17 protein-coding genes and 4 pseudogenes are annotated in these 20,491 nt (G+C 71.5%); 11 read left to right on the top strand and 10 right to left on the bottom strand.

The features are described 5' to 3' along the window. Positions 1 to 134: 134 nt before the first annotated feature. Complete coding sequence (locus OV079_RS52690) at positions 135 to 1,148, bottom strand: hypothetical protein (protein ID WP_267778255.1); 1,014 nt, start codon at positions 1,146 to 1,148, stop codon at positions 135 to 137. 367 nt (positions 1,149 to 1,515) lie between these two features. On the opposite strand from OV079_RS52690, the pseudogene OV079_RS60380 reads away from it, so the two are divergent. From OV079_RS60380 to OV079_RS52680, 3 genes and pseudogenes are all read left to right on the top strand, one after another. Next, positions 1,516 to 2,544: pseudogene (locus OV079_RS60380) on the top strand (hypothetical protein); the annotation flags it as partial. After that, complete coding sequence (locus tag OV079_RS60375; protein WP_420829614.1) at positions 2,450 to 2,950, top strand: RCC1 domain-containing protein; 501 nt, start codon at positions 2,450 to 2,452, stop codon at positions 2,948 to 2,950. The pseudogene OV079_RS60380 and the gene OV079_RS60375, both read left to right, overlap by 95 nt. Continuing rightward, positions 2,947 to 3,312, top strand: coding sequence for an RCC1 domain-containing protein (locus OV079_RS52680; protein WP_267778252.1), 366 nt, complete (start codon positions 2,947 to 2,949; stop codon positions 3,310 to 3,312). Before OV079_RS60375 ends, OV079_RS52680 begins: the two co-directional genes overlap by 4 nt. 291 nt (positions 3,313 to 3,603) lie before the next feature. Here OV079_RS52680 and OV079_RS60370 read toward each other — a convergent pair whose 3' ends face one another. Together OV079_RS60370 and OV079_RS60365 are read right to left on the bottom strand one after the other, a co-directional pair. After that, on the bottom strand, positions 3,604 to 3,837 hold the full coding sequence (locus OV079_RS60370) for a hypothetical protein (protein ID WP_420829613.1): 234 nt from the start codon (positions 3,835 to 3,837) through the stop codon (positions 3,604 to 3,606). A gap of 118 nt (positions 3,838 to 3,955) precedes the next feature. After that, a complete protein-coding gene (locus tag OV079_RS60365; protein WP_420829612.1) occupies positions 3,956 to 4,243 on the bottom strand; it encodes an RNA polymerase sigma factor in 288 nt (95 codons plus the stop codon). Between the two features lie 255 nt (positions 4,244 to 4,498). Here OV079_RS60365 and OV079_RS60360 point away from each other — a divergent pair. Continuing rightward, positions 4,499 to 5,242 (top strand): annotated as a pseudogene (locus OV079_RS60360) (serine/threonine-protein kinase); the annotation flags it as partial. 658 nt (positions 5,243 to 5,900) lie between these two features. After that, a complete protein-coding gene (locus tag OV079_RS52670) occupies positions 5,901 to 7,346 on the top strand; it encodes a tetratricopeptide repeat protein (RefSeq protein WP_267778248.1) in 1,446 nt (481 codons plus the stop codon). Positions 7,347 to 7,407: 61 nt separating this feature from the next. On the opposite strand, the gene OV079_RS52665 is transcribed toward OV079_RS52670, so the two are convergent. Then, positions 7,408 to 7,983, bottom strand: coding sequence for a radical SAM protein (locus OV079_RS52665; RefSeq protein ID WP_267778246.1), 576 nt, complete (start codon positions 7,981 to 7,983; stop codon positions 7,408 to 7,410). A gap of 62 nt (positions 7,984 to 8,045) precedes the next feature. Here OV079_RS52665 and OV079_RS52660 point away from each other — a divergent pair, with 62 nt between their 5' ends. Next, positions 8,046 to 8,324, top strand: coding sequence for a hypothetical protein (locus OV079_RS52660; RefSeq protein ID WP_267778245.1), 279 nt, complete (start codon positions 8,046 to 8,048; stop codon positions 8,322 to 8,324). Positions 8,325 to 8,540: 216 nt separating this feature from the next. Here the strand turns inward: OV079_RS52660 and OV079_RS52655 are convergent, their stop codons facing one another. Further along, the gene (locus OV079_RS52655) at positions 8,541 to 8,858 is read right to left on the bottom strand and encodes a hypothetical protein (protein WP_267778244.1); all 318 of its coding nucleotides are present in this window, start codon (positions 8,856 to 8,858) and stop codon (positions 8,541 to 8,543) included. A 1,819-nt stretch (positions 8,859 to 10,677) separates the two neighbouring features. Then, positions 10,678 to 11,493 carry a hypothetical protein gene (locus OV079_RS52650; protein WP_267778243.1) on the bottom strand — a complete coding sequence of 272 codons (816 nt, stop codon included), beginning with the start codon at positions 11,491 to 11,493 and terminating at the stop codon, positions 10,678 to 10,680. Between OV079_RS52650 and OV079_RS60355 the strand changes: the two genes are divergently transcribed. Further along, positions 11,492 to 11,950: a CAP domain-containing protein gene (locus OV079_RS60355; protein ID WP_267778857.1), complete on the top strand. Its 459-nt coding sequence runs from the start codon at positions 11,492 to 11,494 to the stop codon at positions 11,948 to 11,950. The two genes, OV079_RS52650 and OV079_RS60355, sit on opposite strands and share 2 nt — an antisense overlap. 330 nt (positions 11,951 to 12,280) lie before the next feature. On the opposite strand, the pseudogene OV079_RS60350 reads toward OV079_RS60355, so the two are convergent. The 3 genes and pseudogenes from OV079_RS60350 to OV079_RS52630 form a co-directional block, all read right to left on the bottom strand. Next, a pseudogene (locus OV079_RS60350) lies at positions 12,281 to 13,135 on the bottom strand (metallophosphoesterase); the annotation flags it as partial. A gap of 355 nt (positions 13,136 to 13,490) precedes the next feature. Next, on the bottom strand, positions 13,491 to 13,868 hold the full coding sequence (locus OV079_RS52635; RefSeq protein ID WP_267778242.1) for a mechanosensitive ion channel: 378 nt from the start codon (positions 13,866 to 13,868) through the stop codon (positions 13,491 to 13,493). Further along, positions 13,847 to 14,608, bottom strand: a complete 762-nt coding sequence (locus tag OV079_RS52630) for a mechanosensitive ion channel family protein (protein WP_267778241.1) — start codon at positions 14,606 to 14,608, stop codon at positions 13,847 to 13,849. The genes OV079_RS52635 and OV079_RS52630 overlap by 22 nt, the downstream gene beginning before the upstream one ends. A gap of 427 nt (positions 14,609 to 15,035) precedes the next feature. Between OV079_RS52630 and OV079_RS60345 the strand changes: the two are divergent. The 4 genes and pseudogenes from OV079_RS60345 to OV079_RS52605 form a co-directional block, all read left to right on the top strand. After that, a pseudogene (locus tag OV079_RS60345) lies at positions 15,036 to 16,648 on the top strand (PAS domain-containing sensor histidine kinase); the annotation flags it as partial. A 35-nt stretch (positions 16,649 to 16,683) separates the two neighbouring features. Continuing rightward, positions 16,684 to 18,018 carry a sensor histidine kinase gene (locus OV079_RS52615; protein ID WP_338089169.1) on the top strand — a complete coding sequence of 445 codons (1,335 nt, stop codon included), beginning with the start codon at positions 16,684 to 16,686 and terminating at the stop codon, positions 18,016 to 18,018. Further along, a complete protein-coding gene (locus OV079_RS52610) occupies positions 18,015 to 18,425 on the top strand; it encodes a response regulator (RefSeq protein ID WP_267778856.1) in 411 nt (136 codons plus the stop codon). The genes OV079_RS52615 and OV079_RS52610 overlap by 4 nt, the downstream gene beginning before the upstream one ends. A 1,317-nt stretch (positions 18,426 to 19,742) precedes the next feature. Then, positions 19,743 to 20,018 carry an EamA family transporter gene (locus OV079_RS52605; RefSeq protein WP_267778238.1) on the top strand — a complete coding sequence of 92 codons (276 nt, stop codon included), beginning with the start codon at positions 19,743 to 19,745 and terminating at the stop codon, positions 20,016 to 20,018. Positions 20,019 to 20,173: 155 nt separating this feature from the next. Here OV079_RS52605 and OV079_RS52600 read toward each other — a convergent pair whose 3' ends face one another. Then, complete coding sequence (locus OV079_RS52600; RefSeq protein ID WP_267778236.1) at positions 20,174 to 20,464, bottom strand: putative quinol monooxygenase; 291 nt, start codon at positions 20,462 to 20,464, stop codon at positions 20,174 to 20,176. Between the last annotated feature and the right edge of the window lie 27 nt (positions 20,465 to 20,491).

Raw genomic sequence — 20,491 nt, 5'->3', positions numbered from 1 at the left:
ACGCAGCCGTACTGCGGGTGCGCGTAACAGATCACGGCGGCGGCGGCGATGAAACCCAGCGAACCACCCATGACCGCGTACGCGAACTTCATTCTCGCGCGCATCCTACCACGCCGCGCCTGTCACGGCCCGACTCATGCGTCGCTCGAGGACGAAGGCTGCGGCACGGCGCCGCGGATGCGCCCGTCCGGGTGCGCGCGCAGGCGATCGAGCGCACCGCGATAGAGCTTCCCGGGCCCGTTCGGGTAGAGAAACGCGATCGCACCCAGCGCGCGCAGCACCTCGGTCCGATCGCTCGACTCGAGCAAGACCGGGATCTTCGCCTCGAGCACCGGGATGTACGCGAGGTTGAGCAGGTCGTTGCGCACGTACTCTGCTTGCGGGCCGTCGATCGCCAGCGTCCGCAGCCGGGTCTCGGGATCGAACACGTACACCACGCGCTCGCTGCCGTTCGACCAGCAGGCCCAGCGGCTCGCTCGCGTCGATGCCGGGCCGCAGAGATCCAGGCTCGAGCTTGAGCTCGCACTGCGCCATGCAGTGCTCGATCTGCGCGTAGTCGCAGTCGTCGCCACGGTGATGCGGGCCGAAGTGCGCGGCGGCGGGCGCTGGCGACGAGCTTGGCGATGATGTCGCGGGCCGCCGGTTTCGCCTGCAGTGCGCGGCGCAGCGATCAGTGGGTCGCTGCGGAACGCCTGCGCGTGCGTCGGGCTGAAGCCGAAGGTCGCGTGCGGCGAGCGGGCCTGCAGCTCGTCCAGCAGCGCCTGCCGGTCCTCGTCGTTCAGGTGCGTCGTCTGGAGCTCGACGCGGGTCCCGTCCTCCAGCCCGAGGGTCACATGGTCGTGGGTCCCGCGACGACTGCCGTGCGTGGTGTGGTCGTAGATCCACACGATCTCGTCGGTGCGCGAAGCGGCCGCTCGCATGCGGTGGACCATCGGCCGCACGTGCGTGAGCTGCACGCCGAGCGCCATCAAGAGGACCATCGGCATCACGAAGATCGCCAGCGCGACCCCCAGCTTCCAGCCGGCGACCGCTCCGAGGAGCAGGCAGCCGACCGCCGCGATCGGCGTGAAGGAGACGAGGAAGACCCGCGTCGCGCCCTGGGTGGAGATCGATCGGAGGCAGCGCTCGAGCGCGGGGGAAGAGCTCACGGCCATGCCCGATGATAAGGCTCCCGGGGGTCTTTGAAGCGATAATTCGTTCGCTCGTTCGGGGGACGAGCGTCGGCGGATCTCGAGCTCGACGCGGGCGTCTTGCGGAGAACTGTTCGGGTCTTGAAGCGGGTTTCCGAGTCGGGGTTGTCGTCGCTGACGTGGGGCCGGCTGTGCGAGCAGCGGGCGCCCAGGCGTCGTAGATGCATTGTGCAGTGAACAGCGCATTCGGGACGGCGACAGGCCGTCGCAGGATGTCTGGCACATGTCGATTGGCCGCGCTGTCGTGGACATGCTCTCGGTCATCGCACCGGGGCTTCACCCGGTGAGCCGCCACCCGTGCGAATCTCGAAATTGAAAGCCAAAGTTGATCCTACCTCACATATTCCGCCTCTCCCGACGCCCGCGGGGCCCGTTGACCCCACTTTTTGAAAGCTATTATCAACACGCGCGACGCGAAACCGCGCACCTCTCGAGGCACTCTCACGATCGCTCGTCGTTCGACCTCCATCCTCCTCTCTGCCGTCCTCTCGCACGCCGCCTGCGGCGACGACGGGACCACCAGCGCGAGCGACACCGCCGACACCACCACCGGCACAGGAACCACCACCGACGACCCGACCGCGGCGCCGACCACCGCGATTCCCACCACCACCTCGACCACCACCGGCTCCACCGACTCGGAGACCGGCACCACCGAGCCGATCACCTCCACCACCATCGACGTCACCACCGGCACCACCACCCTCGACACCACCACCACCACTCTCGACACCACCAGCACCACTACCAGCACCACCGCCGACACCACAACCACCCTCGACACCACCACCACCGGCGCCGTCGACGACACCCCGCCGGTCGTCGCCCTCGCCCGACCCTTCGACAACGTCCACCTCGCCAGCCGGCGGCTCGTCGTCACCGGCCAGGCCAGCGACGACACCGACGTCGTCGCGGTCGACCTCGTCGTCAACGGCGAGGCCCCCGTGGCGCTCACGATCGTCCCTGGACCTGTCCTCGAGTTCAGCGCCGACCTCCGCCTGCGGCGCGGCTGGAACACCCTCGAGCTCGTCGCTCGCGACGCCGCCGACAACAGCGGCAGCAGCGTGCGTCACGTCCACCTCGGCGTCCCCGTCGCTGGCGGCGCCCACTCGCTCGCACTGACCAACAATGGCGCCTGGGGCTTCGGCCGCAACAACGAGGGCCGCTCGGCGTCGGCGACCTCGTCGACCGCCTCGTCCCGACCGCCGCGCTCGGCCTCGACGACGCGGTCTCGCTGTCGGCCAACCTCAATCATTCGCTTGCGGTCACCGAGGCCGGCGCCGTTATGGTCTGGGGCCGCAACGACGAGGGCCAGCTCGGCCAGGCGCCCGGCGCCGACGTCTCGACCCCGGCGCTCCTCGATCTGCCCGAGGTCGTGCTCGTCGCCGCCGGCCAGCGTCACAGCCTCGCGCTCACCGAGGACGGCCAGGTGGTCGTTCGGCCTGAACAACGCCGGCCAGCTCGGCCGCGACGGCGACTCGCTGCCCGCGGTCGTACCTGGCCTCGAGGACATCGTCGCCATCGCCGCCGGCGGCACCTACTCGCTCGCCGTCGACGGCACCGGCGCAGTGTGGGCGTGGGGCAACACCGACGGCCAGCTCGGCGACGGCATGACCGTCGACTCACCTGTCCCGAAGGCCATCTCGATGATCGACGCCGTCGCAGTCGCCGCCGGCAAGGCCCACACCTCGCCGTCGCTCCGCTGGGCAGCCTGGCCGCCTGCGGCCTCAACGTCTCCGGCCAGCTCGGCGACGGCATGAACGCCGACAACGAAATGCTGCCCGTCGCCGTCCCCGAGTTCGCCGACGTCCTGACCGTCGCCGCCTCCGGCAACCTCTCGCTCGGCCTCGCCAACGACGCTGCGCTAGGGCCTGGGGCCAGAACTTCAGCGGCCAGCTCGGCCTCGGCGACAACGCCGACCGCCCCCGCGCCGACCCTCGTCCCCGGCCTGCCCCCCGTGCGGGCGATCTCCGCCGGCCTGGCCCACTCCGTGATCCTCGACGACAACGGCGGCGTCTGGGCCTTCGGCCTCAACTCGTTCGGCCAGCGGCAAGGGCGACGCCGGCAACGCCACCAACAGCGCCGTCCCCCTGCTCGTCGCCCTGCCCTGATCCGTCCGTGAAGCGACGGCCCAAATCCGACACGTCGCGAAGCTCCTCGGGCATCACCGAATGTCCATTCCCGCGAGCCAACCTCCTCCCTGCCCACCTCGGGGTCCCGCCGCCGGGCACTCACCCGCCGTGACTCGAGCCCGGTTCGCGGCCCGCATCGCCGGCCCTCACCGCGGAGCTCGCCGAGCTGTCATTGCCGGCATCGCGGCGCTGGCAGGAGCGCCGGGGGAGCGCCCGTCTCGCCGATGTGCAACGACCCGGGCACGCTGCCCACCGGCACGGTGAGTGCGGCGCTCGCATCCTCAGGGATCGTCGGCGTCCGGCGGGGTGGAGCTGCCCCTCGTCCTCCGCGAGCTCCTCGAGGTCGGCGGCCGATCGCCCCTGGATCGAAGCCAACCACTGGTCGAAGTCGCCGAGAGTCGACGCCCGCATTCCGGCTTGGCCGCGAGATCGTCGATGATCTCCCGCAACAGCTCGCGACCGCGACGGAGGCGGCTGCGGACGGTCCCCTGGGGCAGCTCCAGGACCTCGGCGATCTCACGGCTGAGCAGTCCCTCCCAGTAGAACAGCTCGAGCGCGGTCTGGAGGTCGAGCGGAGTCGCCGCAGCGCGCGGAGGAGTAGCGCCTGCTCCTCGCTCTCGACGACGATCTGGGTCACCGAGAGATCGAGGGCGGCGACCCGAGAGGCGTGGAACTCCTCGCCCTCGTCGCGCGCGCCCAGCGCTCGCGGTACTTGAGCAGGACCTTGCGGGCGATGGCGAAGAGGAACGTGCGGAAGGAGGCGTCCTGGCGGAACCGCTCCTTGGCGCCGACGCACTCGAGGAAGGTCTCCTGCACGAGGTCGTCGGCGTCGCGCGGGACCTTGTTGCAGAAGAAGCGGTAGACCGACTCGAAGTGACGTTCGAAGAGAGCTCGCCGGCGAGCGCATCGCCTCCTCTCCAGGCGTCGAGGAGCTCGAGATCCGAGCGCGCCGTCGTCTTGGAAGCGTGAGGCAAGGTGCGGATAATCGACGGCAGGCAGGAGAAACGCAACCGGAGCCCTCCGTGACAGAAAGTCTTCGTTTGCGGGGCGTGCGCCTCGACCCCGGCGCGATCGAGGTCCAGATGGCCCGGAGCCAGGCCCGCGCCCGACTCTTCGGTCGTCCGGCCGAGCCGATCCGTCTCGGCCGCTTCGTCGTCCTGCGCCGGCTCGGGAGCGGCGGGATGGGCGTGGTCTACGAGGCTCACGATCCGCAGCTTCGACCGCAAGGTCGCGCTCAAGTTGCTGCGCTCCGACGCGGGTACGAGCGCCATGCCCACGTCGCGGTCGCGCCTCGACGAGCTCGGCGCCGAGGCCCGGGCGATGGCCCGCCTCTCCCATCCCAACGTCGTCTCCGTCTTCGACGTCGGCGAGGTCGACGGCCGGGTCTACATCGCCATGGAGTACGTCGCGCCGCCGACGCTGCGAGGCTGGCTCGAGGCCGAGCCGCGCAGCGTCGAAGCGGTCGTCGCCGTGCTGCTCGAGGCGGGCGCCGGGCTCGCGGCGGCTCACCGCGCGGGCCTGGTACACCGCGACTTCAGGCCGGAGAACGTCGTCGTCCCTGCGGGCGAGCCGGTGCGAGTCATGGACTTTGGCCTCGCCCGCCGCCTCGGGCCCTTGCTCGACGGGCACGAGCGCACGGACCTCCGCGCTCCCGAGGCCCGCGAGGGCGTGCTGACCACCCAGATCGCCGGCACGCCGCGCTACATGGCCCCCGAGCAGCTCCGTCCCGGGGCGATCGACGGCCGCGTCGATCAGTGGGCGTTCTGCGCCACGCTCTTCGAGGCGCTCCACGGGCATCCGCCTTTCAGCCTCGAAGAGCGCCTGCGCGGCGAGGCCTCGCTCCGCCTGCCGACCGAGGGGCGCAGCGGCGCGATCCCCCCGCGGGTCAACGGGGTCCTGCGGCGCGGCCTCGCCTTCGATCCGGCGCAGCGCTTCGAGTCCATGGACGCGCTGCTCGAGTGCCTGCGACCGCCGCGTCGGCAGAGCCGCGCGCCGCTCCTCTGGCTCGCCGCGGCCGCGATCTTCGCGCTCGTCATCGCCGGGCTCCTCGGCGCCCGGCCGCCCGCCGCCGACCCGTGCCCTGCCCGTGAGGACAGGTTCCGCACCGCCTGGGACGAGGCCGACGCCGCCCGGCTCCAGGCTCGCTTCGCCGAGACGGGCCTCGTCTATGCTGCGGCGAGCGCCGACCGGGCCGCGGCCCTGATCGATCGCTACGGCGACGAGTGGATCGCCGCCGAGCGGCGGGTCTGCCTCCTCGGCCACGGCGGCGCCGAAGAGCTCGCGCGCGAGCGCAGCGCTTGCCTCGACGAGCGCCTCGAGGCCGTGGCGGTCACCCGCGACGAGCTGCTCGACGGCCCCGCGGAGGACCTGCCGCTGACGGTCGAGCGAGCGGTGTCGCTGGCCACCCGCCTGGCCCCGCTCCGCGATTGTGAGCGGGCGCAGAGCGTCCGGGCGACCGACCCGCTCGCTCCCGAGGCGCGGCGGCGGCTCTTCCCGTCACGCGAGCCGAGCGCGCGCACGGCTCCAGGCCCGTCGTCTCGACGCCGCCGACGCGGCGCTCGCCGAGGCGCGCGCCGACATGGGCGACGACCACCCCGAGAGCGAGGCCGTCCTCGGCCTGCTCGAGGCCGAGCTCGCGCTGCTGCGGGCGCAGCTCGAGCGGGCGCACGAGCGCCTCGATCGGGTGGTCGAAGTCGCGGGCCGCGCGCGCCTCGTCGACCTCGTCGCCGAGGCGGCGGTGATGCAGGCCGAGGTCGAGGCCGGCCTGCGGGCTCACGCCGAGGTCGCCCGCGACGTCCTCCGGGTCGCCCGCCTGGCCCTCGCCGTCTCCGACCCCGGGCCCCAGGCGCGGGGCAACCTCGAGCTGGTCCAAGCCCGCGTCGAGTACGACAGCAGCCGCTTCGAGGCCGGGCGACGCGCGACCGAGGCGGCGATCGAGGCGTTCGAGGAGGCCGGCGTTCGCGGCCACCTCAAGCTGGGCGAGGGCCTGCAGATGTTGGCGATCCAGACCTTCGGCGCCGGCGAGTACGAGCAGGCCCGCGAGCTCGCCGAACGGGCCGAGGCCCTGCAGCGCGAGCTCCTCGGCGAGTCCCACCCCGATCTGGCCAGGACCGCCCTGGTCCTCGGCGCCCTCGACCTCGTCGACGGTCGCGGCGAGCAGGCCGTCGTCCAGTTCCGTCGCGCCGCCGCGCTCCAGGCCGAGAGCCTCGGGCGCGAGCACCCGCAGCTCGCCCAGACCGCGCTCAACCTCGGAAACGCCTACATCGAGCTCGGCGACCACGCGGCCGCGCTCGCCGAGTACGAGCGCGCCCTTGCGATCCTGGAGCCGCTCCTCGGGCGCGATGATCCCAGGGTCCTCGCCTGCCTCGCCAACATCGGCGGCAGTCACCGCAGCCTCGGCGACGCCCCGCGGGCCGAGGGCGTGTTCCGCGAGGTCATCGCGCGCAGCCGCGGCCTCGGAGAGCCGGGCGCGGCGACGCTCTCCCTGGTGGTCGGCAACCTCGCCCGCGCGCTCCACGACCAGGGTCGCTTCGCCGAGGCCGAAGACACCTGCGAAGAGGCGCTGGCGCTCCGTCGCGCGACCTTCGGCGACGACCACCCGAAGACTGCCGCGCTCTACGACGATCTCGGCCGCCTCCTCCTCGACGTCGGTCGCCCCGAGCGCGGCGCCGCTGATCGAGCGCGCCCGGGCGATCCGGTCCACCCGCTTCGGCGACGACCACGTCGAGCTCGCCCGCAGCGAGGTGAGTCTCGGCCTCCTCGAGCTCGCGCGCGGCCGCAGCGACGAGGCGATCGATCGCATCGACCGCGCCCTCGTCCGGCTCGAGCGCGGCGGCCGAGCCGAGGTCCTGGGCGACGCCCACCTGAGCCTCGCCCGCGCGCTCAGTCAGCGTGGCCGTCCCGGGACCTCGAGCGCGCGCGCACCTTGATCGCCCGGTGTCGCCAGGGCCCCGCGGGCGCGCCTTACATGGCCGAGCTCGCGGCCTGGTGCGCCTCGCGCGGGGGCGGACCACCTTGCGATTGAGCCTGCGCGACGAGCACGCGCCCGAGGGGACTGCTACCGATCCGCGCCACCACGTGCTCGATCAGCGGCCGCGCCACCGGGCAGGCGAAGCGGTGCGGCGCGCCGGCGGGAGCTTCGACCCGCTCGCTGGGAGCCGCCTCGCCGAGGTGGAGGCGGCTGCATGCCTGGCCAGGGACAGCTCGCAGGCGCCCATCCGCTCGCGGCGGGCCGCGATGGTCCGGGCGTAGGCCGGCGTGGCGAAGCTGGCGACCGCGTCGGGCGCGAAGAAATTGCCGATCCGTCCGGCGGGCGTGTAGCTGTCGCCGTAGGTATAGGTCTCGCCGTCGGTATCGACCACCAGCGCCCATTCGCCGTGCCCCGGGTCGTAGGCGAGCCCCGGTGCGCCGCGGAGGTAGCGGAGGGCCGTCTGCACGTACTGATCGATCGGCTCCACGGCGATCTTTCGCGGCGACGCGATCACTCGCTCGGCGAGCCGACGCATCGCCGCGCGGACCTCTTCCTGGTGAAGGCCGAGGCCATGGCGACGGCCCGTGCCCGCGTCGAAGTCGAGGATGGGCAGCAGGCGGAAGTCGACGCCCTGCGCGTACCAGAAGTCGAAGATCGAATCGACCCGATTGAGGTTGCGACGGTGGAGCACACTGATTCCGCCGAAGCGCACTCCCGCCGCGCGCAGCCGGTCGAGGTTTCGAGCACCGCCTCGTGACGCTCGCGGCCGCTGATGTCGATCCGGGCGCCGCCGACGACGTCGTGGGAGACGCCGACGCCGACACCGGTCTCGCGGAGCATCGTCAGGCTCGCGTCCGGAAGGCGGACCAGATTGGTCTGGAGCTCCACCCGAGTCCGCAGCGGCTCGCCCGCGAAGATCTCGTCGCGCAGGGCGAGGAACTCGCGGATCAGCGCCGGCGGCAAGAGCAGCGGCTCGCCCCGTGGAGCACGAGGTGGACGATCCGCGGCTGCGGCGCCAGCGTCCGCGCATAGTCGCGGATGTTGATGAAGAGCTGACGGGCTGCGCCGGCCCCATTCGCGCGGGATCTCCGAGCTGGTCGTACTCGAAGCAGTACTCGCAACGGAGGTTGCAGAGCTTGGACAGCTTGATCACCACGTGGAGATGGTGCGTGGACGGGGTTCGGCGCGGCGCGTGCATCGCTCTACTCCAGGGGCGCGCCAGCACTCCACCCAAACGCCAGGCTCCGGCTAGCACATCGACCAGAAGCCGCCTCCGCCGTCGGAGAACTCCTCGCCCCACAGCGCGCCGATCTGGCCGCCCTCGAGGATCTCGGCGATGATCCCGTCCGGGAAGACGTAGTAACCCTGGGGCGCCGGGAGCACCTGACCCTCGCTGGAGACGAGGATGGCGATCTTGCGGTCGCGCAGGATCGTCGCGTAGTCGTATTCGGTCGAGAGCTCGAAGAGAGAGTGAACGAATCGACGCCCTCGGGCAGCTTGACCTCGTGCTTCACCAGGTACTCGATGACCGTCTTCTCGTAGCCGGGGACGACCGTCGGGTTGCACTCGTTCGAGGGGCCGGCGTGGGCGGTGCTGACGACCGCCGAACCGAGCGCGGTCAAGAACTGCTCGGCGACGCCGGGCATCGCTGCGAGGCCGAGCGCCGAGGCGGCGATGAAGAGCACCTTGCGCCCCCGCGAGGGCCATGGTCGGCGGCGCGGAGCGTCATCACGCTCGCCTTCGGGTCGGAGGAATCGTTGGTCTCGATGGTTCTCGCTGTGGTTCATGGCTTCGTCGGCGCCGAGGTCGACTCGGCGTTCGGCTCGGGTAGTCCGGCGAAGGCCCGCCGTGATCGCGACTCCGACGTTTTTTTTGAGGGCGCGGACGGAGCGCGACCGGCGCGAAAGAGCACCCGGTCTGTCGGTGAGAGGGCCCGAATGTCAGGCCGATCCCGATCGACCGCTTGCGACCTCGGCCCGCACCGACGACATCGCGCCGGCCCCTCGGACGACCGACCGCGCAGTCGCGTTCCCCTCCGGGCGCGAGCGCATGACCGTCGTCGTCGGCGAGCCGGCCGCGGTCGCCCTCCGATTCACGATGCCTCAGCGGGCCGCCGGTCCGTGTCTCATCGAGGACATGCAGGACGCAGTCGAACTCTCTCTGCGACGCCGGGAGCGCCCGCACCGGGGAGGCGCGCGTGAACGGCTCTGCATCGTCGCGGCGATGCGGCGAGGGCGTCTTCAACGGGCCGCCGGGAGGAGTGCCGGCGACCCGGGCCGCCTGCGCACAGTTGAGCTCGCACGTCTCCCTCGATTGGTCGGCCGCTCGTTGTCGAGGGGACACGTGCTCACGCAGGCCTGCAGCTGATCGAGCACCTGGGCGGAGGGCTGCGGCGTGGCACTGGCGGCCAGATTCCTGCATCCGGCGACACATGCATCTCCGCCGGTGGAGCCTGTGTAGCAGCGACCGAGGCAACTGGCGACTTGACCGATGGCGTCGCCCCCCGTCGCCGCGCGGTCGCCGGCGGCGGCGGAGTGCCGCATGCGGCGTCGCAGTTGAGTCGGCACGTGTGGCGGTTGGTGGCGATGACGTCGGCCTGCTCACACGAGCTCAAGCACTCGGAGAGGCTGTTGAACCGGGCGGACGGGGCGGCCGCGGCCGCGGCCGGGCTGTCGCCCTTGTCGACGAGGGCTCCGCCTCTTTCGTGGAACTGGCCTCGCCGCTGCTCTTGGCGACCTCCTTCGGGTCGCAGGCGGCGACGAAGAAGAAGAGGTGATGACGAGGACATGTCGATTCATGAGTTCTACTTCCTTCGGGATGAATGGAGCGATGCCGGAACCATGACACCGTGAACTCGACGGCCCAACGTCTATCGTCACGAAGCGACGTCGTCTACCATGATGATTCCTGCCATGTTCACCCGTGAAACGATTATGATTCACAGAGCCCAAGCTTCTCCGCTTCGGAGGCGGGTGCAGCGCCGCGCAATCGCCGAGCATTACCGAAAGGTCAGGTTGGCTGTCGGCGCTCTCGCGACGTGCGCGGTCAGCCGACCCCGCAGCGGCCGGAGATGCCGATGACGTCGTCGCTCGTCGTCGACACGAAGCTCGACGATCAGGTCCTGCTCCTGCCAGGTCGTCCTTCGCACGGCCCTCCGCCGTGCGCCTGCCGCTCCACGGAGCTGGCCTCCCGCGCTCGTCGTAGCATTCGATCGACGGTGGCTCGCCCCACGCCGAAGCGTTCGGCGAGCTGCTCGTGGTCAACCTTCCTGAGCACGGGCCTCGACAATGCGAATCCGAAGATCGGTGGAGGTGGCGATCGGCACACCAGCAAGAGCACATGAGCGCTTCCGCGCGAGCTGGCTCAGCCACGCGCAGGCGCGGCTTTAGCCAGGTTTCACGGAAAAAGCCGCGGCCTCGACGCCGTAGTGCGCCGCGATCACGCCGGGGAGGATCTGCCCGAGGATCGGCGCCGACACGACCCAGAAGTATTTCACGATGGCCCGCCGCGACGGCGTCGTCATCGCGCCGATCAGCGGATCGGTCTCCGGCGTGACCTCGGGGAGCGGCCCCGGCGGCCGCGCGGAGGGCCACCAGCACATCGCGCCGATCCCGGCGAGCAGGAGGATCACCGACACGCCATGATGCGATCTGAATGGAAGGACACGGCCGACACGCGCATTACAAATCGCAGGTGAGAGCGAGTCTTTCGGGGTGCGACATCGGGGCTGGGCCGCCCGGTCCTCACGCGTTGCTCTCGGCCTCACCTCACCGCACGCGACCAATAGACATATGTCCCCTGGACCATAATCTCTGAAATCCTCGCCCATACCATCGTTCTGCGGCCCGCGCGATCGCCGGGGCGCTCGCGCTCGCGCCGCCCGCGCATGCGCGCCGACGATCGCGGCGGTGATGATATAGATGCAAGCATGCAAAACACTCCGCGCATTCTCGCCCTCCTCGCCCTCCTCGCCCCCGTCGCGTGCGACGTCGACGACGAAACCGCGAACCCCATCGGCGAGGGCGTCGTGGGCATCGGTCTCGATTCGACCCAAATGGAGGATCTCGGCATCGAGGAGCTGACCGACGCGGTCGACCCCTCGTTCGCCTGCAGCGACGCCGGCTGGGATCCGGCCTGGGCCACGTTCGAGGACCAGGTGCTCACCCTCGTCAATCAGAAGCGCGCCGCCGGGGCCGTCCATGGCGGCGTCAGCAAGTCGCCCGTGCCGGCGCTCACCGCCCAGGCCCAGCTCGCTGCGCCGCCCGCAACCACTCCAAGGACATGGGCGTCAACAACTTCTTCAGCCACACCGGCTCGAACGGCTCGACCTTCTCCCAGCGGATCACCGCCGCCGCGTGCGGAAGGCCGCCGGCGAGAACATCGCCGCCGGCTATTCGACCGCCGCCCAGGTCGTCAACGGCTGGATGACCAGCACCGGCCACTGCAACAACATCATGAACGGCAATTACAAGCACCTCGGCGTCGGCTACTACAGGCCGCGGGCGCCACCTACAAGCATTACTGGACGCAGGACTTCGGCAAGAACTGAGCCCGGCCCCGCGCCCCGGGCATCGTCGTCCGCGCGGCGGATCGGCGGTGCCCCGCGCCGTTTCGCGGCCGCGCCTCAGCCGACGTCGAGCTCGATCGTGAAGTCCTGATCGGCCGCGGTGAGGTACTGGTCGTACCACGGCGAGTACGTCCGCACGTGCATCGTCCGCCCGTCGGGCTCGAGCTCGAGCAGCCGCAGGTAGCCCTCGCCGCCGAGCTCGCGGTGCTGATAGTTGGAGAGCATCTGGTGGACCACGCGGCCGTGGTCGTCGACGCTGGCCAGATAGCCGGTGCCGTCGCCGAGCACGTGGCCGCTCAGGGTGAGGACGAAGCGTGCTGCCGGACCAGCTCTGCCACAGCTCCTCGCCGTCGTTGACCCCGCCCGGCGTGCCGTACCAGTGCGGGTTGTAGGCCTGCGGGTAGATGTCGTCGTTGTGGTCGTAGCGCCGGTCGTTGTGGTTGAGGTACGCGTGGGTGACGAGGATCCCCAGGCGATCGGCGTACAGCCCCATCACGTCGTTGGCCCACTCCACGACCTCGTCGCGCGGGCCCCACTCGAGCAGCAGCGCGACCCACGAGTGCCCGCCGGCGTCGAACAGGTGGAAGCTGTTGTCGAGCTTGCCCGCCTCGTACGCGCCGCCGAAGCTCGGCATCAGCTCGGTGTCGTCGAACGAGAACCATTGGTTGAACAGCGACTCGCGGGTCGAGGCGTCCCCCGCCGGGCCGTAGTCGTGGTTGCCGGTCACGAGCCCGTACGGCACGATCCCGTCGAGCTCCGCCATCGCCGCGCTGGCCCGCTTCCACTCCGACTCCTTGTTGTAATGCACGAGGTCGCCGAGGTGGAACACGTAGGCGATGTTGCGGTCGATCGCGTTGCGGGCGATCCACTTCGTCTGGCTCGAGAACACCCCGGGGAACCGCAGCGAGTAGTACTGCGTGTCCGGCAGGACCACGAAGGTCGTCGAGCCCTCGACGAACAGCGGCAGCGACGGCCCGGGCGGCGTGGGCGGCGGCTCGGTCGGCGGCCCGGGCGGCTCGGGCTCGACGACGGCGCCTCCAGATCGCAGCCGCCGTGCGCCCCGCCGACGAGCTTGTCGAACAGATCCAGGCCGCCGTCGACCCGGCCGGTCGGCCCGGCGCACCCGCCGTGGCGTGGGTCGTCCGCGTCGCCGCCCTCGTCCGCCTCGTCGACCGGCGCTCCCGTCGGCGCGCCTGGTAATCCTGCAGCGCGTCCTGACACGCGACGATCGACAATGCGACAGTGACCAGGCCGAGGCGCCGGCGAAGAGCTGCATCCATGCATCGATCTTACCGGCGCCGCCAGGCGTCAGGACCGGCCCGCGCGGCCGAATGCGGCCGCAAGCGAGGCGGTCGCGCTGTCTGAAACGACAGGTTACTGTCACGATAAGTCGTCGCCGAGCGCGTCGCCGCCGCGGTCGCGCGACTCGATCGCGATCGCCCCACGCCGCCGCCGACCCGCGCCCGCGTCGTCGCCGGGCGCCGACAGGCCCGCGCCCGCGCTGCCTGACCGCGGCGACAGACGAGCTGCGCGCGACGCAGACTGTCTGCACCCGGACGCGACGGGAATTGCCTCGCCGCCGAGATCTGCAGCCCGCGCGCGCGCCGGCAGCGCCGGCCTCGTCGCGCGGGTCAGCCCGCGGCCGCCGGAGGACCGGCGGGGCCCGGCGGCATGCCCCTCTCCGGCGGCACACCCTCCTCGGGCGGCACGACGTAGAGCGTGCGGCTCGGGAACGCAAAGTCATAGCCGCGCTCGCGCATCTCGCGGATCAAGTCGAAGAGCAGCTGCTGGTGAGTCTCGGCGTAGAAGCCGCAATCCGGGCTCAGCACCCAATACACGAGTTCGTACTCGATCGCCGAGTCGCCGAGGTTGACCAGCGTCCCGCGCTCGAAGCGGACCTTCTCGCGCCGCTCCACGGCCGCTCGCAGCAGGTCCGGCAGCCGCTCGAGCAGGTCCTGCGGCGTCGAGTAGACCACGCCGACGCGCATCACCACCCGTCGGTCCTGCATGCGGGTGTAGTTCTGGATCCGGCTCGACAACAGGTCGTTGTTCGACAGCACCAGCCTCGCCGCCGAGGCTGGCGAGCACCGTGCTGCGCATGCCGATCCGCCGCACCGTACCCGACATTTGACCGGACGGAGATGAAGTCGCCCGGCTGGAACGGCTTGTCCATGATGATCGAGACCGACGCGAGGATGTCGCCGAGGACCTTCTGGACCGCCAGCGCGATCGCCACGCCGCCGACGCCGAGGCCGGCGACCAGCGCCGTGATGTCGATGCCGAACGCCGACAGCGCCACCAGCAGCACGATCGACCACACGATGACGAGGCCGGCCAGGCGCAGCAGCGCCTGGGCGATCGGCGTGACCTGCGGCGACGCGCCCTGGGCGTGCACGTGCCGCGCGAACCGGTGGTCGACCAGGTAGCGCACCACCGTGCTGGCCCAGATCCCGCCCTGGATCATCCCGCCGACGATCAGCGCCGTGTGGACCCGGTGGTCCCACCGCTCCGGCAGCTCGAGCATCAGCGTCGCCAGCCGCAGCCCGAGCAGCGCGAAGAACCACCCGCGCGTGCGCTCGATCAAGTCGGCGATCGCGTCGTCGACGTCCGAGTCCGTCTTCACCGCGTGCTTGCGTACCCGCCTGCACAGGATCCGCCGCACGAACATCAGCGTCGGCGTCATCGCCAGCAAGATCACCGACGCGGCCATCCACTGCAGGCCCGTGATCCCGAGCCAGGACCGCTCCAAGAGCCCTCCGAGGACATCTCCCATGGCGCGGGCGAGCATAACCGAAGTCGCCGCAGGCGCCACGCCGCAGGCCGCGCGCGCCTCCCCGGGACATGACTCTCGGCACATGCTCTAAAGCACATGCCCGAAGAGCCATCCTCACTGGCGCGAGCGCCGGCTCCGTGTACGGGCGGGCACATCCGTGTCGACCGTCGCCAGGCGCGGGGGCGGGGTGCGCCGAACCCGCGGCGCCCGGTGCGGAGCCCCGCGGAGCTTATGACGGGGGGCTACGGCGTTTTCGCAACCGGCGCGGGGAGCCGGCGGCGCTCACGTATCCTTGTCGTCGCCGTGATCCCGGGGACAGAGTTGGCCGAGCTGCTCGACGACGGCCTAGTTGGTCGTCTCCCACGAGGGCGAGGTTCGGGCCGCCAACCCAGCGGCCGAGCACGTGCTCGGGACGGAGCGGACCGCGCTGATCGGGCGCGGCCTGGGGTCGCTGTTCGTGGGCGTGCCCGAGGGTCTGCTGCAGGAGGCGTGCGCCGGCAGCCGCGAGCTCAGCCTGCGCGCGACCACCCGCCGCGGCTTCGCGGTGGCGGTCCGGATCGTCCCGCGCGCCGCCGACGCGTGGGTGTTCGTGCGCGGCCAGGTCGTGCCGACCCCCGCGGCCCTCAAGGACTTCGACGTGGTGCGCACGATCCTCGACCACGTCCCGGTCGTGCTGTTCGCCGTCGACGCCGACGCGATCATCACCCTCAGCGAGGGCCACGGCCTCAGCCTCCTGGGCCGCGCCCCGGGCACCAACGTCGGCCGCTCGTGCTTCGACGCCTACCGCGACGTCCCGTGGGTCCTCGACAGCGTCCGCAAGGCGCTGGCCGGCCAGCCGGTCACGATCGTGGGCGAGCTGCGCGGGCGCGTGTTCGACGTCCACTACTCGCCGGTCCGCGGCGACCGCGGCGAGGTCACCGGCGTGCTCGGCGTGGCCCTCGACGTCACCGAGCGCCAGCGGGCGATGGAGAAGCTGGCCTCGCAGCAGGCTGTCCTCAAGTACCTGCTCGCCAACGTCCCGCAGGCGATCTTCTGGAAGGACCGCCAGCGGCGGTTCCTCGGCTGCAACCAGAAGTTCCTCGAGCACACCGGCCTCGACAGCGAGGATCAGCTGCTCGGCAAGACCGACCACGACATCTGGGCCTCGCGCGAGGAGGCCGACTTCTTCCGCATGATGGACGAGCGGGTGATGTCGAGCGGCGTGCCGATCCTCGACATCGAGGAGCCGCTGCGCCGCCCCGACGGCCGCCAGACCTTCATCCTCACCAGCAAGGTCCCGATCCGCGACGACACCGGCGAGGTCACCGGGCTGCTCGGGATCTACGTCGACATCACCGAGCGCAAGCGCATCGAGCTCGAGGTCCAGCGCGCCAAGGAGGCCGCCGACGCCGCGCTGCGGGCCAAGAGCGAGTTCCTCACGGTGATGAGCCACGAGCTGCGGACCCCGCTCACCCTGATCCTCGGCCCGCTGGAGGCGCTGCTCGCCGACCCGGCCGAGCCGCTCAGCGACAGCGCCCGCGCCACGCTCGCCCGCACGTGGCGCAACGCCTCCCGCCTCGGCCGCCTGGTCGACGACATCCTCGACTATCAAAAGCTCGAGGCCGGCAAGATGAAGGTCGTGTGGGAGCCGGTCGACGTCCACGACCTCGTCGAGGGCATCGTCCTCGACGCCGAGCCCGCCGCCCACAGCGCCGGCATCAGCCTGCGTCACGAGCTCGCCGGCGACGTGCGGACCGTCCCGCTCGACCGGCGCATGTTCGAGAAGATCGTCCTCAACCTCCTCGGCAACGCCCTCAAGTTCACCCCCGCCGGCGGCACCGTCACCGTCTCGCTCGCGCGCCACGGCGACTATCGCATGCGCCTGTCCGTCCGCGACACCGGCCCTGGATCGCGCCGGAGGAGCACGAGCGGGTGTTCCAGCGCTTCCAGCAGCTCGACAGCTCGATCAGCCGCAAGCACGAGGGCACCGGCCTCGGCCTCGCCATCGTCCGCGAGTTCGCCGAGGCCATGGGCGGCGGGGTGCACCTGTACAGCGAGCTCGGGGCCGGCGCCTGCTTCGCCGTCGAGCTGCCGATCGACGCCGACCGCCTGGCCCACTGGGCCCGCCGACGGAGCGACCCACGCGTCCCCCGCCGCCCGTCGGCCCCGCGGTCGCCGTCCCCGTCGTCGCCCCGTCGCCTGCGCCGGGCCGCCCGCGCGTCGTCGTCGCCGAGGACAACGCGGACATGCGGGCCTATATCGCCTCGGTCCTGCACCCCGACTACGACATCGTCCTCACGGCCACCGGCGCCGAGGCGCTGGCGGCCATCCGCGAGCGCCGGCCCGACGTCATCGTGTCCGACATCATGATGCCGGAGATGGACGGCTACGAGCTCGTCACCCGCCTCAAGCGCGCCCCGGAGCTGCGCGACATCCCCGTGGTCGTCCTCAGCGCCAAGGCCAGCCGCGAGGAGGCCGTCCGCGGCCTCGAGGTCGGCGCCGACGACTACCTGCCCAAGCCGTTCGCCCCCGCCGAGCTGCGCGCCCGCGTCGGCGCGGCCCTCCGCCTGCACCGCGTCCACCGCGAGGTCGTGGCCCAGAAGCAGGAGCTCGAGCAGACCCTCCGCATCCTCAAGGACACCCAGGACCAGCTGGTCCAGTCGAGCAAGATGGCCGCCGTCGGCACCCTCGTGGCGGGCCTCTCGCACGAGCTCAACAACCCGGTCGCGATCATCCGCATGAGCGCGCAGATGCTGCTGCGCCGGGGCTCGCGCGACCCGTTCGTCCGCCGCACGCTCGAGCGGATCGACCGCCACTCGCAGCGGTGCGCCGGCCTGGTCGAGGCGCTCCTGGCCTACAGCCGCCGCCGGCCTCAGGTGGCCGAGCGCTGCGAGCTCGGCCAGGTGCTCACGTGGCTGCTGGAGCTCGCCCGACCCGAGACCGCGGAGCGCGGCATCCGTCTCGTCGCCGACTTCGCGGCGGAGAAGCTGCCCGCCCTCGTGGTCCACCGACCCGCGCTCGAGTCCGCGCTCCTGAATGTGATCGGCAACGCCGCCGACGCCACCAGCCGAGGTGGTATCATCGAGGTCCACGCGCGCGCCGCCGCCGGCGACGACGACGTCGACGGCGCGGAGATCCTCATCCGCGACAGCGGCGTCGGCATCGCCCCGCAGGCCCTCCCCCACGTGTTCGAACCGTTCTTCACCACCAAAGCCCCGGGCAAGGGCACCGGCCTCGGCCTGCCGATGACGCAGAAGTTCGTCCAGGCCCACGGCGGTACCATCCACGTCGACAGCGAGCTCGGGCGCGGCACCACGGTCCGCATGTGGCTGCCGCTGGTCCCGCCCGAGCCGCCCGAGCTGCCCCTGGTGCCCGAGCCGGCGCGCCTGGCCCAGGAGGTCCTGTGACCGCCGTCGACGCCGCCGGCGGAGCGGCCGACGCCTGCGCGCTCCCGCGGGTGCTGGTGGTCGACGACGAGCGCGACATGCTCGAGATCCTGCAAGACTTCTTCGAGAGCGAGGGCTACACGGTGCAGGTCGCCGACAGCGGCGAGCGGGCGATCGAGCTGTGCCGCCACGGCAGCTTCGACGTCGCCATCACCGACATGCGCATGCCCGGCATCGACGGCCTGCACACGCTCATGGGCCTGCGCCAGCTCGACCCCCGCCTGCCGGTCATCGTCGTCACCGGCTACGCCTCCGACGACACCGAGCAGCGCTGCCGCAACGCCGGCGCCTTCGACTGCATCCAAAAGCCGGTCGACCTCGACACGCTGCTGCGCCTCGTCGGCGCCGCCGTCCAGGCCCGCGACTAAGCGAGCGGTCCGCGGATCCCGGCCGCGTAGAACCACTCGTCGAGCGCCGCCGGGAACACGCCGGCGCGCCACAACGTGCTCACCGCCTGCAATCGTTCGCGCAGCAGGAACGCCTCGACCCCGCCTCGGACGGGTCGTCCTCGTACAAGCGCCGGCGAAACGACTCGGGACCAAGAAACGCGGCGATCCCCGCCTCGACCCAGGCCACCGATTCGGCGAGGTACGCCCGTGCCCGACTGTCGCCCAGGCCCCGGTTCAGGATGCACGTCGTCCGCCACGCGTGACCGATGCACTCGAGACCCTGGCGCGTGAACGCCTCCGAGATCTCGGCGGCGGCCGTGTCATAAGAGACGATCGTGGCCTCCGCCCAACCGGAAGCGTCGGCGCCCGGCGCCGAGCCGGTCGGCGACGAGGCGACCGCGGCGTAGGCCCTGCGCGCGCAGGCCTGGGCCAGGACGCCCCAATCCGGGAGCACGGGCCGCTGCCGCGTCCAGGATCGCAGCCGGTCCGCCGTCCAGCACCACTCGCAATCTGTCGGGCATAAAAAAGACGAGGACCGTTCGCTGCAGCGTGTCCGTCGGAGAGCGTCGGGCGCTCGTCAGGACCCGCGCTCGCGCCCCCGCTTGCCGGGATAGCGGCGCCAGCCACCGCGACGGATCTCTGTCGCGCTCGTGGTGACGCTCACGGTGCCGCGGCGCTGCGAGCCCTGCCGACGCGCCAGCGCTTGGCGGACGCGGGCGCGAACGACTATCGTCGCCCGCGTGAACGGCACCGACCTCGCCTACGCGCTCGTGCTCGTGTCGGGCGCGCTGCACGCCACGGTCAACGCGATCCTCAAGGCCGGCAGCGACAAGCTGGTCGGCCGCGCCCTCATCGACGCCGCCAGCGCCGCGTTCGTCCTGCCCGCGCTCGCCTTCGTCTCGCTGCCGGCGGGCGCCTGGAGCTGGCTCGTCGCCTCTCTGGCGATCCACCTCGTCTACCTCTACGCCCTCGTGCGCGCCTACGAGGTCAGCGACTTCTCGGCCGCCTACCCCGTGGCCCGCGGGACCGCCCCGCTGCTGACCGCCGTGGTCGTCCTCGGCGTGTTCCACGAGCCCGCGCGGCCGCTCGAGCTGGTCGGCATCGTCGCCATCGGCGCGGGCATGCTCGCCATGGGCCTCGGCCGCCACCTCAGCCGCGCCGCGCTCGGCTGGTCGCTGCTGACCGGCGTGGCATCGCCGGCTACACCGTCGTCGACGCCTGGGGCGTGCGCGCGGCTCGTCCGGCGCGAGCTACATCGCCTGGCTGTTCGTCCTCCACGGCGTCGTCATCAGCTCCGTGTTCGCCGCCATCCGCGGCCGCGGCGTCCTCGCGGTCGCCCGCGAGCAGTGGCGCCCGGGCGTGATCGCCGGCGCGCTCAGCATCGGCACCTACGGCCTCGCGCTCGCCGCCTACCGCCTCGGCCCCACCGCCCCGCTGTCCGCCCTGCGCGAGACCGGCATCCTCGTCGCCACCGTCATCGCCGTCGCCTGGCTCAAAGAGCAGGTCACCCCGCTGCGCGCCGCCGCGGCCGCCGCGATCGCCCTCGGCGCGGCGCTGATCCTGGCGGCCTGAGTCTCTTCCCAAATTGGACATGTCCGTTCAGACATGTCCAAATCCACATGCCCTCCCGGACATGCCCTGCTGGTCATGTCCGGACACACCGCGTCGGTTCGCCGCGAAGCGCAGGTCTCATGTCCCTTCGGACATGCCCTTCGGGCACGCCGGGCTCAGACCTCGTAGCGCTCGCGCGTCGGCGGGCCCTCGACCAACCTGAAAAATGCCACCGAGGGGTCGTCGGGGCCCTTGTAGTGCTTCGCCAGCGCGCCTTGCATGGCCGCGACGTCGCGCCAGCGCTCGAGCATCACCAGGAGGTCGGGGTCGGAGTGGCCGACGAACAGCTCGTATTGCTCGCAGCCGTCCTCGCCGCGGACTTTGTCGATGATCGGGCCGAACCCGTCGATGAACGCCTGCGCCGCGCCGCGCTGCACGCGGAACGTGATGACCTGCCGGATCGCCATGGTCTGCCTCCTGGGGCCCCGAACACA

The organism is Nannocystis pusilla, from assembly GCF_026626665.1.
Lineage (GTDB): Bacteria > Myxococcota_A > Polyangia > Nannocystales > Nannocystaceae > Nannocystis > Nannocystis pusilla.
This window is presented reverse-complemented; position numbering and strand designations above follow the sequence as displayed.